Annotated in this window: 12 protein-coding genes; 6 read left to right on the top strand and 6 right to left on the bottom strand. The window is 33.3% G+C overall.

The window, feature by feature from the left end:
• Positions 1–45: 45 nt before the first annotated feature.
• From HB672_RS05315 to HB672_RS05325, 3 genes are read right to left on the bottom strand one after another with little or no spacing between them, the layout of a single operon-like run.
• Positions 46–855: an endonuclease/exonuclease/phosphatase family protein gene (locus HB672_RS05315; protein ID WP_167608893.1), complete on the bottom strand. Its 810-nt coding sequence runs from the start codon at positions 853–855 to the stop codon at positions 46–48.
• The gene (locus HB672_RS05320) at positions 842–2,110 is read right to left on the bottom strand and encodes a D-alanyl-D-alanine carboxypeptidase (protein WP_167608896.1); all 1,269 of its coding nucleotides are present in this window, start codon (positions 2,108–2,110) and stop codon (positions 842–844) included. Before HB672_RS05320 ends, HB672_RS05315 begins: the two co-directional genes overlap by 14 nt.
• Positions 2,111–2,119: 9 nt before the next feature.
• A complete protein-coding gene (locus HB672_RS05325; RefSeq protein ID WP_167608899.1) occupies positions 2,120–3,646 on the bottom strand; it encodes an arylsulfatase in 1,527 nt (508 codons plus the stop codon).
• Positions 3,647–3,767: 121 nt separating this feature from the next.
• Between HB672_RS05325 and HB672_RS05330 the strand changes: the two genes are divergently transcribed.
• On the top strand, positions 3,768–4,226 hold the full coding sequence (locus HB672_RS05330) for an RNA methyltransferase (protein ID WP_167608902.1): 459 nt from the start codon (positions 3,768–3,770) through the stop codon (positions 4,224–4,226).
• Between the two features lie 13 nt (positions 4,227–4,239).
• Positions 4,240–5,964, top strand: a complete 1,725-nt coding sequence (locus tag HB672_RS05335; RefSeq protein WP_167608905.1) for an amidohydrolase — start codon at positions 4,240–4,242, stop codon at positions 5,962–5,964.
• A gap of 53 nt (positions 5,965–6,017) precedes the next feature.
• On the opposite strand, the gene HB672_RS05340 is transcribed toward HB672_RS05335, so the two are convergent.
• Together HB672_RS05340 and HB672_RS05345 are read right to left on the bottom strand one after the other, a co-directional pair.
• A complete protein-coding gene (locus HB672_RS05340) occupies positions 6,018–6,380 on the bottom strand; it encodes a hypothetical protein (RefSeq protein ID WP_167608908.1) in 363 nt (120 codons plus the stop codon).
• Between the two features lie 39 nt (positions 6,381–6,419).
• The gene (locus HB672_RS05345; protein ID WP_244306576.1) at positions 6,420–8,147 is read right to left on the bottom strand and encodes an amidohydrolase; all 1,728 of its coding nucleotides are present in this window, start codon (positions 8,145–8,147) and stop codon (positions 6,420–6,422) included.
• 126 nt (positions 8,148–8,273) lie between these two features.
• Here HB672_RS05345 and era point away from each other — a divergent pair, with 126 nt between their 5' ends.
• Positions 8,274–9,155, top strand: coding sequence for a GTPase Era (era, locus tag HB672_RS05350; RefSeq protein ID WP_167608911.1), 882 nt, complete (start codon positions 8,274–8,276; stop codon positions 9,153–9,155).
• An 84-nt stretch (positions 9,156–9,239) separates the two neighbouring features.
• The gene (locus tag HB672_RS05355) at positions 9,240–10,223 is read left to right on the top strand and encodes a DUF3179 domain-containing (seleno)protein (protein ID WP_167608914.1); all 984 of its coding nucleotides are present in this window, start codon (positions 9,240–9,242) and stop codon (positions 10,221–10,223) included.
• Position 10,224: 1 nt separating this feature from the next.
• Here HB672_RS05355 and HB672_RS05360 read toward each other — a convergent pair whose 3' ends face one another.
• Positions 10,225–10,722: a GTP-binding protein gene (locus HB672_RS05360; RefSeq protein WP_167608917.1), complete on the bottom strand. Its 498-nt coding sequence runs from the start codon at positions 10,720–10,722 to the stop codon at positions 10,225–10,227.
• Positions 10,723–10,799: 77 nt separating this feature from the next.
• On the opposite strand from HB672_RS05360, the gene der reads away from it, so the two are divergent.
• Positions 10,800–12,104, top strand: coding sequence for a ribosome biogenesis GTPase Der (der, locus tag HB672_RS05365; protein WP_167608920.1), 1,305 nt, complete (start codon positions 10,800–10,802; stop codon positions 12,102–12,104).
• Positions 12,105–12,194: 90 nt separating this feature from the next.
• Positions 12,195–14,966, top strand: a complete 2,772-nt coding sequence (locus tag HB672_RS05370) for an outer membrane beta-barrel protein (protein WP_167608923.1) — start codon at positions 12,195–12,197, stop codon at positions 14,964–14,966.
• The last annotated feature ends 2 nt before the right edge of the window (positions 14,967–14,968 follow it).

A 14,968-nucleotide genomic window follows, 5' to 3' on the forward strand; every position in this document is an offset into this window, starting at 1 on the left:
CGAATTTGCCATTTTTATTTTGTAATGATGTGTTAAAATCAAATTTTACTCATCTAGAAGCTGTAGCGTGACCAAATAAGCACAATGGTCTGAAGCAATGGTATCACAAATGGCTTCTGTTTTAAGAACCTTCCATCTGTGTTTTGGATAGAACAATACATAATCAATTTTTTTAACAGGATTAGCTGATGAATATGTTGGTTGAAAATTGTTTTTGTCATAGGAAGCTGTCCAAAAACTTTCCAAAATATTCATTGTATTACTATTAGGTTCTGCATTTAAATCACCAGCTAAAATGGTTGGGTATTGATTGTTTGAAAATACTTTATTGATTTCTTTTGCTTGCTTAATTTTATTGGTCTCTAGTTTTAAATGGTCTAAATGAGTCCCAATAAAAGAGATGGTGTCTTTTGATGGTAAAACTGTTGTGATTTCTAATGCAGCTCTAGGTTCATCACCTGGAATATAAGGTAAAGGAATGTTTCTCGTGTTTAAAAATGTGTGTTTAGATAATACACCTTCACCATATTCTCCACCATCATAATGCATCGCTCTTGCATAAATTGGTGCCATTTTTGTACGCCAACCTAATTCGGTTACCAAATCATATTTTTTAGCGCGATTGGTTTTGTAATCTACTTCTTGAAGGGCAACAAAATCTGGATTAACATCAATAATAACTTTTGCAATGACGTCTAAATTGAAATCGCCTTTCATGGTTTTTCCGTGAAGGATATTGAAAGATAATACTTTAACTATTTTGCTTGAGTCAACTTGAGTTTGAGACCAAACAGAACTTGAAATTAGACAAGCTACAAATAATCTCAATGCGTTAATTTGATTAATATTTCTCATAGATATTTGAAAGATGATCTTGCATATCACTTCTAATTTTAGAATTTGGTTGATTGTAATTATTGTTCATATAGCTAAAAATTAGGAGTGTTCCTTTTTTAGTAATAATATAACCACTTAAACAATAAGTATTGGAGAGCGTTCCAGATTTTGCATATACGTAAGGTTTATCTTTTCCGCCATACCAATTGCGCAAAGTTCCGCTTTCTCCTCCAACAGGAAGATAGTTTAACAGTTTTTCCAAAGGAATTTCTTCATACATTTTTGTTAGTAAGTGCACTGTATCTTCAGGTGAAAACAAGTTATAGACTGATAAACCTGAGCCATCTCTCCAAACAGGTTTCTGAGGGAGGTTTTGTAAGTGATTCTTAAGAATGTAATCAATACCATCTTCTACATTATAAGTGTCTTTCACTTTTTTTGCAACTTGTAGCATCAATTGCTCGGCAATAAAATTATCACTCACCACAAGCATTTGTTTGTAAACTGAATCTACAGCGACACTATTCAAAGACTTAAAATCAAAACCTCTTTTTTGAGGCATCACATATACAGGTTTTTGTAAGGTATCGCTCAATAATTCTGCAACCAATTTTGTGGATGTTTTAAAAGGAATGTAATTTAGAGTGGAATCCTGACGCTCTAAATAAAATTGATTTTCTTCAAACGCTCTATTCATATCTGTGGAGTCTAAAACAGTAATGTGTTTTTTGAAATAAGAAGGATGCGCTGTAATAGAATCACCTTTCATAGCATACGTTAACACATTTCCATACATTGGGAACAAGCTTCTTTCAGGCATGTAATAATATTGATAATCTTCCCATGACCACCCATTTCCAAAACGGTTGTCATCTAAAGATTCATCAAGTATAACTATTGGGCCATTATGACTATTTAAAAAAGGGATGGTTTTAGAACCTTCAAATTCATATAAAAAAGAAGGATCTGCAGTACCTTTAATAAATAAGGTGTCATTGTTTTTGTAATACTCAAGACCTACTAGAGAATCTCCTAAAGTTTTGTAAGCTGAATAAAACGTATACAATTTAGTGTTGGAAGCAGGCGTAAAAAACTTACTTCCATTATGGTTAATGATTTGAGTTCTTGTTTCAGGATTATATAAAACAAATCCTTTAAAAAACTCTGATTCTTTTTGATGCTTATTAAAATCTTTTTTGAGCTTGTAAGTAGTGCTGCAGGAGCTAACTGTGATTAAAAGCGTAAACAGAAATAGTTTGTAAAGTATTTTCATTTGAGAATGTTATTTGTCTCCTAGTTGTTCGAATTTAAAACGTTTATTTTCAGAAGGTTCATGTTCTTGAATCATAATTTCGGCTATTCTTTTAACAATCTCAGGATGTTGGTCTGCAAGATTGTTTTGTTCTAGAATATCGTTTTCTAAATCATATAATTCAATATCTAAATTACCATCAAAAATATTTTTACGTATACCTTTCCATTTTCCTAATCGTACAGCTTGTTGCCCTTTGTAACTAGGAAATTCCCAATATAAAAACTCGTGAGGTTGTTGTTGCTCACCTAATAAAACAGGCTTAAAACTTAAACCATCAATATTTTCAGGAGATTCAATATCAGCAATATCACAAATGGTGGGCATCATATCATAAAATGCTGATATATGTTCACTTGTTGTACCAGCTTTAATTTTATTTGGCCAACTTGCAATAAGTGGAACTCTGATACCACCCTCGTAGGTATAACCTTTGGTCTTTCCATAGCCATTTGAAAAAGGCTTTGAGCTTTCAAAAAACTCAAAATCTACACCTCCAGTATATGTTGGTCCATTATCACTTGAGAGAATAATTACGGTGTTATCATAGATTCCTAGTTCTTTTAGTTTTTTTACGAGGTCACCTAATTGATAGTCTAAATAGTCTATCATGGCTGCGTAGGTCGCTCTTGGGTATCTATTAGGAAAATATCCTTTGTCTCCAATATATGGTTCCTCATCGCCAAACAGCTTTAGGTATTTATCTACAAACTCTTTTGGTGCTTGTAAAGGTAAATGTGGCAATGGTGAAGCATAATAGATAAAGAAAGCACTATCCTTATTTTTTGTCATAAAATTAATAGCTTTTTCATGAATCCGTTCAGGAGCGTAATCAGTTTGATTATACTTTGCATAACTTGCTTCATCAAAAGGGTCTGCAAGAGAATCCAGTTTTGTTCTTGGAGGAACTAATTCGTTATTAAGTATATCTTTTTCGGTATTTTCCCATAGGTGAGGAGGGTATAAATTATGCGCTTGACGTTGGCAATTATAACCATAGAAATAATCAAATCCTTGAAGAGTTGGTATACCATCACTTTCTGGAGCACCTAAACCCCATTTGCCAAATAACCCTGTTTTGTAACCAGCTTTTTGAAGTTGATGCCCAATGGTAATAGTGTTGTTTGGTATTGGTCGTTGACCTTCTAAACTTGGGTCTTCTGAAACTGCTGCATAATCCCAAACGTTTCCTCGTTCGTTCCACTCGTCATTACCTCTAATGTATGCATGTCCAGAATGTTTTCCTGTTAAAAACATATAACGAGCAGGTGCACAAACTGGAGCGCCTGAATAATGCTGTGTAAACAACATACCATTTTTTGCTAAGGCATCCATATTAGGCGTCTGAATTTTTTGCTGACCGTAAATGCCAACTTCACCATAGCCTAAATCGTCGGCTAGAAAATAAATAATGTTGGGTTTCTTATTGGTTTCTTCTGATTTTTTACAGCCACAAATAAGAACTGTAACGAGCAATATTGAAAATAAATGCCTCATGAATATTGGTGGTGGTTTATGCTTTCCGAATATACAAATTAGATTAATACTTTTTAAATCCAATGTTTTGTTTGTTGTTAAAAAGCTTTTAAGCCTAAATAATTTTTATTTTTGTCTAACTATGATTGATAATTTTGAAAACGAATATTTTGGTATTGGCATCCAAAATGGAAAAACACCCGAGAATTTAGGCGTTCTTTGGAGGTCTGCTCAAAATTTATGCGCAAGTTTTATTTTTACTATTGGCAATAGATATGCAAAACAAGCTTGTGATACGCATAATGCCGTTAAAGCTATGCCATATTTTCATTACGACACCTTTGAAGATTTTTACAATCATTTACCTAAAGGAGCGAGGTTAGTTGGTGTAGAATTAACCGAAGAAGCAGTAGGTTTAGAATCGTTTCACCACCCAAGACGTTGTGTATATCTGTTAGGTGCCGAAGATCATGGATTATCAAAAAAAGCTATCGAAAAATCACATCATTTAGTAAAATTTCAATCCGAATTAAGCTTAAATGTGTCTGTTGCTGGAAGTATTGTGATGTACGATAGAGGCTTACACAAACCAAGAAGTTAAAGAATATACCACTATGAGAAAAATATTAATAATTATTGCTGTTTTAATTATTTCATGTAGTTCTAATCAGAAAAAAGAAATTGCAGATACCGTTGTCACTAATGCAAGAGTATATACTTTGAGTTGGGATGATCCTTCATTAGATGGAGTTCCAGCACAAAATGCATCGATTAAAAATGGTGTTTGGCAACCTGATGCAGAAGCCATTGCTATAAAAAATGGTTTAATTCAATTTGTTGGTACAACAGAAGAAGTACAAAACTATATTGGAGAAACCACTAAAATTATTGATGCTAAAAATGCTTTTGTGGTTCCAGGGCTTATTGAATCTCATGGTCATGTACATGAAATAGGAGAAAAATCTGAAATGGTAGCTTTAAATAATTTGTCTGGAGATGAGATTATTGAAGCGATATATCAAAAATCACTTCAAGTACCAGCTGGTGAGTGGATAATTGGTTATGGGTGGGATGAAGCTGAATTTGCAAATGAATATCCTGATATGATTGCCTTAAGCAACAAAGTAAAAAATAATCCAGTGGCATTGCAAGGCTTAAGAGGTTTTGGAGCTTTGGGAAATGCTTTAGCTTTTGAGTTGGCAGAAATTACTACAGAAACTGTTGCAACCGATGGAGGAGAAATTTTGAAAGATGAAAAAGGCAATTTAAAATATGTTTTACTAAACCATGCAAAAAACCTGTTAGATAATAAAATTCCAAAAAAGACATTAGAACAAAGAGGAAGAATTCTAAAATATGGGCTAAACCATTTGGCTAGTCTAGGGTATACTACAGCGCATCATGCTGGAGTGGTAAAAGAATGGATGGAAGGTTATGAAGATTTAGATAGTAAAAACGAATTAATGTTAAGAACGCAAATTTTTGTAGCTGCCAGAATGCATAACATTGAACTTGTTGAAGAATGGGTAGAAAAGGGACCAACAAGTAGCGATTCAGCTTTTTTACAAGTAAAAACGTTTAAAGCCTATTATGATGGTTCTTTGGGTTCTAGAGGTGCGAACTTTTTGGAAGATTATAGTGATCAGTCTGGGCATAAAGGTGTAGCAAGTACAGATTATGGCTTTCATGAAGGCTTAATAAAAAAGGCTCTAGATGCTGGATTTCAATTAGCAATCCATTGCATTGGAGATAAAGCAAATCGTGAAGTTTTAGATTTATACGATGATTATTTTAAAGAGCATCCTGAATCTAGAGATTTACGACATCGTATTGAACATGCGCAAATTATTCATCCAGATGATTTTACTCGTTTTAAAGACTTAAATATTGTTGCTTCATTAGAACCTGGACATGCTGTCGAGGATATGCCTTGGGCTATTGATCGAGTTGGAGAAGAGCGTATTAAAGGAGGTTATGCTTGGCGTTCTCTTAGAAAAGCAGGAGCAACAGTGATTTTTAATTCAGATTATGCTGGAACAGACCCAAGTTTTTTCTATGGTGCGTATTGTGCTATTACAAAGCAAAAAAGAGATGATGACAAGCAGTGGTTTCCAGAGCAAGCCTTTACACCAGAGGAAACTTTAAGGGCTTATACCATTTGGGCTGCTTATGCATCTAAACAAGAACACTTAACTGGAACTATTGAAGTAGGAAAATGGGCAGACTTAACTTTTATGGATGTAGATGTTTTAAATATTGGTAATACAAATCCAAATCAACTATTAAATGGTCAGATTCTAAAAACCATGGTTAATGGTAAAGTTGTTTATGAGAAATAAACTACTTCTCTTTTTAAAGTAAGCAATTAATTATATACGTCGCTGTAGAGAGTTTACTCAATTTTTTTAATGTAATCTATACAAAGAGGAACACCGGTTTCAGAAATTTTATTTAATTCGTTAACTGTAAATTCTATATTTCCTTGTATTTTTTCCCAATAAATCCATAAAGTTATATCGGTTGCGCCAGCTTTTTTAAACTCAGGTTTGTTTTTAACAATAAATTCAGCCATCCACTCGATTCTATTTAATTCAATATTATCAGGAGTTTTGATAGAACACGCTCCATAAGGAATCTTAGTATTCTTAAATCTTCCTTTTTCTCCAATATCATTGAATTCAATAATATATCCAAACTTAATATTTAGAATTTCTTTCAGTAGTTTTGGTGAAACTTTTCTCCATATAAATGGCATTCAGGATTTATCATTTCTTAAATTCTCTACAACTAAGAATTAATCCTCCTTTTCAAATACAACTTTACCATCAAAAATGGTCATAACAACCTTAGTGTCTAGAATTTTATCTTCATCTACAGTCATGATATCTTGATCAAAGATTGCAAAATCAGCAAGCTTACCAACACTAATAGAGCCTTTTATATCTTCTTCAAAAGCACCATAAGCAGCATCTAAAGTATACGATTTTAATGCTTGTTCTCTGGTCATTTTTTGCTCTGGTTCGTAACCTCCTTCAGGAGTGCCTTTTAAAGTTTTACGACTTACACTAGCATAAAAACTAGGAATTGGATTTAAAGGCTCCACTGGAACATCTGTACCATTTACGATTGGAATACCACTTTGTAACAAATCTTGCCACATATAAGCACCTTCCTTAATACGCTTTTCGCCTAAACGATCGATTGCCCAAGGTCTGTCCGACGACATATGAACAGCTTGCATTGCTGGAATTACTTTCAATTCTGCAAATCTTGGAATATCATCTGGATGTAAATGTTGTGCGTGTTCTATTCTAAATCGGTGATCAGAATCTACCTTAGATAATTCAGTCATTGCAGCTTCATAGCGATCTAATATTTCTCTATTTGCTCGGTCACCTATAGCATGTGAGCATACCTGAAACCCGTTTCGAAGCCCATTACGTGCTGTTTTATCTACCATTTCCATTGGAAGCGTTTCAAGACCAAAATGACCAGGTCTATCTGTGTAAGATTCAAGTAGCCATGCGCCTCGATTTCCTAATGCACCATCACAGTTTAATTTTATTGATCGAATAGTAAATCTATGATCAGGATCAATACTTGGTCCTTTTTCATACCATTCATTAAGAAGTTTTTCATCATTGCCAGTAAGCATTGCATAAATTCTAATATTCATATTGCCTTCAGCCTTCATACGATTGTAAAAAGCTATGGTTCCTCTTCCAATTCCTGCATCATGGAATCCTGTAATACCATTTTCGTAACAAGCTTCAATGGCTAAATTAAAGGCTTGGATATTTGATTCTGGTGTGTTAGCAGGAATATGTTTACCAATTAAACCTCCAGCACGTTCACTAAAAATTCCTGTTGGTCTACCAGCTTGATCAACAATAACTTCACCTCCTTCTATTTCATAGGTGTTAATACCATCTGTAGATAATGTGAGTAAGCCAGCAATTTCCATGGCTTTTTCATTAGCAAAGCCAGCATGACCACTAGCATGTCTTAAATACACTGGATTATTTGGAGAGACTTCACTTAGTCTATGATGTGTTTGAAACCCTTTAACAGTGTATTCTGGTACACTGTCCCATTTACTTTGATGCCAACCTCTTCCAGTAATCCATTCACCAGGCTCCGCCGTTTTAACACGTTCGGCTACGGCATCAATAATATCTTGATAACTATTGGTATACATTAAATCTAGTTCAAGCTCATTATAACCTAATCCCATAAAATGTCCATGGCCTTCTATTAAACCTGGTGTCATAGTTTTTCCTTCTAGGTCAATAAGCTCAGTTTGTTCGTTTTTAAAACTTTCGGCTTCTTCTAAGCTTCCAGCAAAGAGGATTTTATTGTCTTTAACTGCTACAGCTTCTACAGTTGCTTGATTTGAATCTACCGTGTATATAGTTCCACCATGAATAATCATGGTTGCGGAATCTTTATTCGTATCTGAACAAGAACTAAAAAAAATAAGGGCAAATGCAATTGAAAAAAATTGTGAAAATCGTGATATCATTTTGGTTGGTTTTAGAGATTGTAAGTTACAATTTGCTTTAAGTGTTTTTCAAATATAACTCAAAAATATTGGTTATTGAAAGCAATAAACAATTCAAGGTTGTAACTTTGCAACTAAATTTTAAATATGCATAAAGCAGGGTTTGTAAATATAATAGGGAATCCAAATGTTGGTAAATCTACTTTGATGAATGCCTTTGTTGGAGAAAAGCTATCTATTATCACTTCCAAAGCACAAACGACTAGGCATCGTATTTTGGGTATTGTGAATGGCGATGATTTTCAAATGGTATTATCTGATACGCCAGGAATAATCAAGCCAGCGTATGAACTGCAAGAATCGATGATGGGTTTTGTAAAATCAGCTTTTGAAGATGCAGATGTATTAATCTATATGGTTGAAATCGGTGAAAAAGAATTGAAGGATGAAGCTTTTTTTAATAAAATTACCAGTTCTAAAATTCCTGTATTATTGCTTCTAAATAAAATTGATAGTTCTAATCAAGAAGAATTAGAAGAGCAAGCAGCCTTATGGCAAAGTAAGGTGCCTAATGCCGAGTTTTTTCCTATTTCAGCATTAAAAGGATTTAACGTAAAGGAAGTATTTAATAGAATTATTGAGCTCTTACCAGAATCGCCACCGTTTTACCCAAAAGACCAATTGACAGATAAACCTGAGCGTTTTTTCGTCAATGAAAAAATCAGGGAGAAAATTTTAATGCATTATAAAAAAGAAATTCCTTATGCTGTTGAGGTGGATACGGAGGAGTTTCACGAAGAGGAAAATATTATTAGAATGCGTTCGGTAATTATGGTAGAACGCGAAACGCAAAAAGGCATTCTTATAGGACATAAAGGATCGGCTTTAAAGCGTGTGGGTGTGGAAGCGAGAAAAGATCTTGAGAAATTTTTTGATAAGAAAGTACATCTTGAATTATATGTCAAGGTGAACAAAAACTGGCGAAGTAACCAAAACCAGTTAAAACGATTTGGGTATAATCAGAAATAGAGACTTTTGATTATTTAAGTAAATAGTTCTTATTTATTGTAAGCTTACTTTTTTAAAACCGACTCCTTACCAAAAGGAAAAATAATGCAAAAATTAACCACGCTTCTTATTCTAATAGTTTTAGTTGGATGTTCAAAAAACAATCCTGGTACTGAGAAGATAGTTGAAGAAAATGAATGGTTGGTTAATAAAGATGATCTCTCAGGCTCTTTTGCGATGTATCCTTTAGGTGATAACCCAGAATATACAACCGTTGCAAATATCGATTTGCCAAATTCTGAACGTGTAGGCGTTATGAGCTTTGGTGATGAGGTGAGAGTATATCCTTATCCAAATACTTTTGCTACTGAAATTATTAATGACCAATACCAATCTCAAAAATACGCCTTTACCTATTGTCCTATTACCAAAAGTGCATTGGCATATACTAGAAGTAAAACACTTAGAGCTTCGGGTTATTTATATAAAAATAATATGGTGCCATGGGATGAGGATACCGAAACACTTTGGTCACAAATGCTTATAAGAGGTATTAAAGGTAATCGTATTAACCAAAGATTAAAAACACTTGCTGTTGTAGAAACCAGATGGGAAACCATAAAAAACTACTTTCCAAATGCGAGGGTTTTAAAAAACATTGTGCCTTCTTCAAGTAGAATCAATACATCATCAAAAACATCTAAATCAAACTTGAGAACTACTAACATCCCTGATGAAAGAGATTATGTTTATGGTGTTTTAGATGAAGATGATAATGTAACTATTTATCAATATGATGACTTTACAAGTCAAAACAGGTATGATATTACTTTAAGACAGTACAGTTATATTGTGTATGGAAACAAATCTCACCAAATTATAAGTGCATTTGAAGTTGATGATTTTAATAATTATCAAACACTTGACGAAAGTGAATTCCCTTATGTGTTACAGGATTTAAATGGTATAAAATATAATGTATTAGGTGTTGGCACAAATGGTGAAACACTAGAAAAGCCTAAGTACGCTTATGTAGCTGCATGGTGGGCTTTTGATGATTTTTTCACCAACTTCACATTTCAAGAATAAACTATTTACTATAAAGTAAACTGTTCATAAAATTATGCAGTAGTACCATTTGATCTCTTCCAGTTGCTTTTCCTAAGCGACCTCCCAAATAGAGCGCAACCCATAAAACAATCATTAATATGGCGACAAATAATTGAATGGCAAAATCGGTTTTTAAAGTCCAATTGGTATATGCCCAAATTCCAAAGCCAATAAATAAACCAGCAACAATAAAGTGGAAAAACATAAACATTGTCCAAACGGTTGGATTAGGTCCAAATAACCCAAACAAACGACTGGAATTTTTGTCAATTTCCATGATTTCTAAATGTAGTTGAGGTGACCAAAAATGTTGATCTGCTTTAGGAATTTTTATAAATACATGGTCGTCAACTCTAGAAACAATAAAATCCTTTTGAGTTTTTTTAGCTTCTTCAAAAACACTTAAAATCTCTTGATTGTTTTTTTTAAGTTCAATTTTAAACCTTGGGCGTAAAACGATGTCATTTTCTAAAGACATATAGAATTAAAATTATCTGATGAATTTACAGTTTTTTTTCAATAAGGAAACACTACCTTTGCAGAATATTTTAAGATATGGGAAATATTGTTGCAATAGTAGGTCGTCCAAATGTTGGGAAATCAACATTTTTTAATCGTTTAATTCAAAGACGAGAAGCAATTGTTGATGCTGTAAGTGGTGTGACTAGAGATAGACATTATGGGAAGAGTGACTGGAATGGAAAGGAGTTTTCATTAATAGATACTGGAGGATATGTAAAAGGGAGTGATGATGTTTTTGAAGCTGAAATTGACAAGCAAGTAGAGTTAGCAATTGATGAAGCGGATGCTATTATTTTTATGGTAGATGTAGAATCTGGAGTTACTGGAATGGACGAAGATGTTGCAAAATTGCTACGAAAAGTAGATAAACCAGTTTTCTTAGTAGTAAATAAAGTAGATAATGCCAAAAGAGCCGAAGATGCTGTAGAGTTTTATTCCTTAGGTCTTGGTGATTATTTTACTATTGCAAGCATTAATGGTAGTGGTACAGGTGATTTATTAGACGCCTTGGTTGAAGCTTTACCAGAGCAAGAAGATGTTGAAGAAGATGAGTTGCCTCGATTTGCAGTTGTTGGTCGTCCGAATGCAGGAAAATCATCATTCATAAATGCATTAATTGGAGAGGACAGGTATATTGTAACAGATATCGCTGGAACTACAAGAGATTCTATTGATACGAAATACAATAGATTTGGGTTTGAGTTTAATTTAGTAGACACTGCTGGAATTAGAAGAAAATCTAAAGTAAAAGAGAATTTAGAGTTCTATTCAGTGATGCGAAGTGTAAGAGCCATTGAGCATGCTGATGTTTGTTTATTAGTCTGTGATGCAACTAGAGGTTTTGATGGACAGGTCCAAAATATATTTTGGCTGGCAGAACGTAACAGAAAAGGCATTGTAATACTAGTGAATAAGTGGGATTTAGTTGAGAAAGATAATAAAACTACCAAGGATTTCGAGAAGTACATTCGTCAACAAATAGAGCCATTTACAGATGTGCCAATTGTATTCATTTCGGCATTGACAAAACAACGAATTTTCAAAGCTATTGAAACAGCTGTTGAGGTTTATAAGAATAGATCAAAACGTATTAAAACTAGTGTTTTAAATGATGTATTATTACCAATAATTGAGAACTATCCACCACCTGCTTATAAGGGTAAATTTGTGAAAATAAAGTATATTATGCAGTTGCCAACACCACAACCGCAATTTGCTTTTTTCTGTAACCTTCCGCAGTATGTAAAAGAACCATACAAGCGTTTTCTTGAAAATAAACTAAGAGAACATTTTGATTTTCATGGAGTTCCTGTGAGTGTTTACATGAGAAAGAAATAACATTTTATGATAAAATTATCATTTCTTTAAGAAAATTCACACGATAATTAATATACTTTCGCTTGGTAAAATCAATTACCAACCTTACTCATGAAGCAATTCATTTTTGCGTTAGCATTTTTTTGTGCATTTGCGTCTTATTCTCAATCTAAAGAATTCAAAATTTCTGGAACAGTAATATCTGAAGCCGAAAGCACACCCTTAGAATCTGCAACTGTTCACCTTGAAAGAATCAAGGATAGCACTCTAATTACTTACACTATAAGTGATAAAGATGGGAAATTCACTTTAGAAGGGAAATCATTCGATAAAGACTTAAACTTGTTTATCTCTTATGTAGGTTATAGAACACACAAGCAAAAAATTGTACTTGATAAAGAAACTATCACTCTCGACGATATAAAGTTACAGACAGATGATAATGCTTTGGATGAAGTGGTTGTGACTTCAAGAGCACCAATTACAGTAAAAAAAGATACATTAGAATTTAATGTAGCATCTTTTAAAACCAAAAGAGATGCCAATGTTGAGGATTTATTAAAACAGCTTCCTGGAGTTGAAATAGATGAAGCTGGAAAAATCACAGTAAATGGGAAAGATGTCAATAAAATATTGGTCAATGGAAAACCCTTTTTTGGAAATGACCCAGCAATAACCACTAAAAACTTAACCAAAGAACTTATTAGTAAAGTTCAAATAACAGATACCAAAACCAAAGCGCAAGCCTTTACGGGTGAAGAAGGAGATGGAGAGAACAAAACCATTAATTTAACAATACGGGAGGATAAAAATAAAGGTGTTTTTGGAAGAGTATCTGCAGGAGCTGGAACAGACGAACGTTATGAGTTTGCAGGCATGCTCAATGTGTTTGATAATGACCAGCGAATAACTGTTTTAGCTGGAGGAAACAATACAAATTCAACAGGATTTAGTTTTGGAGAACTTTATAGAATGTTTGGAAGTGGTGGAAATGTATCTTTTGGAGGTCGTGGTTTTGGTGGAGGACAAGGTCAAGGAATCACTACGTCTCAAAATTATGGAGCTAATTATGCCGATGAAATTAATGATAAATTAGATATATCCGCCGATTATTTTTATTCAGGGAGTAGTACAGAAAATGAGAGCGCAACAGAGCGAGAAAACATCCTTCCTAATAGAAGATATTTTACAAGCTCTAATTCAAACTCTTTTAGAGATGAAAAAAGTCATCGTGCCAATTTAGAATTTGAAGTAGAAATAGATTCGACACTTAGAATAGATATTGAACCATCGTTTAACACATCTAACGTTAAAAGAGAGTTCTCTGATAGTGAAGAATCTAGAGATGATCAAAATGTATTAACAAACGAATCTACATCCTCATCGTTTGTAGAAACTGTAGGTAAAGATTTCAGTAATGAATTGGATATTACTAAAAAATTTGGAAGCAATGGTGCTTTTCTAAGGCTTAGTTTGGATAATGATTACAATAATACCGAAACTGATGATTATTTAAACTCTACTACAAATATTTATGGAGCTATTCCTGAAGATATTATTAGAGATCAATTTACAGATGGAGATAGAACAACAAAAGGGCTTTCTACTAGCTTGACGTATAGGTTACCATTAAAAGGCAAAGAATGGTATATGGATATTAGGTATAGTTTTAATAATAATAGGCAAGAAAATAAAGTAAGTACTTTCGATTTTAATAATGTAGACCAAGATTATACCGATTTTAACACTGATTTAAGTTCAGACTTTGAATATGTAAATAGAACAAATACACCTTCAATTAGTATTAGTCATAGAAAAGACAAAATATTTACAAGTTTTGAAACGCGTTATATTTTTAGAAATTTAAGTAATAAAGATTTTTTGAGACCTAATTTGAGCTTGTCACGTGATTTTGAAGCAGTGGAAATTCGATCTAATTTTAGATACCGTTTTAGTAGAACAACGTCATTACGTATAGGATATAATTTAAGCAATAACTCGCCAAATTTAACACAATTACAGCCTTTTGAGAATGTCTCAAATCCTTTAAATACTGTTATTGGAAATCCAAATTTAGAGCCAACAAACAATCACAATGTGTCTGGAAGATTCCATTCATTTAATGTGCAAAAAGGCACTGGGATTTTCGGATTTTTAAGTGCAAATTTTAGAAATAACGATATAGTTTCTAAAACAGAGATTGATGATAATAATGTTAGAAATACAACTTACGACAATGTAAATGGAGGTTATAACTTAAGATCTAGCGCCAGTTACAGCAAATCTGTAAAAATTGATACGGTAAAAACCTTTAAATATAGAGTTGCGTTATCAGGAAGTATGAATAAAAATATTAACTTTAATAATGGTGAGCAATATGCCTCAAATATTAATTTGTTAACACCAAGCCTTGAATTGACGTTTGATTGGAAAGATATTATGCAGTTTATACCTAGTTACAATTTGTCTTTTACCAAAAGAAAATTTGATTTAACCGCTTATGAAGATGAAGATTTTGTGCAGCATTCCATTGGATTACGTACAGCGACAACTGTTCCAAAGAAACTAGAATGGCGAAACGATATTAGGTTTAATTATAACCCTAATATTGCTCCTGGATTTCAAAAAAGTGCATGGTTTTGGAATGCTACTTTAGCGTATTCGGTGCTAAAAGATCAAGGAGCCATTACTTTAAAAGCTTACGATTTGTTAAATCAAAACACCAACGCAAGAAGAGTAGCTACTGCAAATTACATACAGGATTCACAAAGTACCGTATTACAACGTTACTTCATGGTAAGTTTCAGTTGGAAGTTTAATAGCATGGGACCGCAAGCTAATCAAGGTGGTCGAAGAGGAAGTTTTAGAATGATGAGGCATTAAAA

This window comes from Gaetbulibacter sp. S0825 (genome assembly GCF_011777505.1).
GTDB lineage: Bacteria > Bacteroidota > Bacteroidia > Flavobacteriales > Flavobacteriaceae > Pontimicrobium.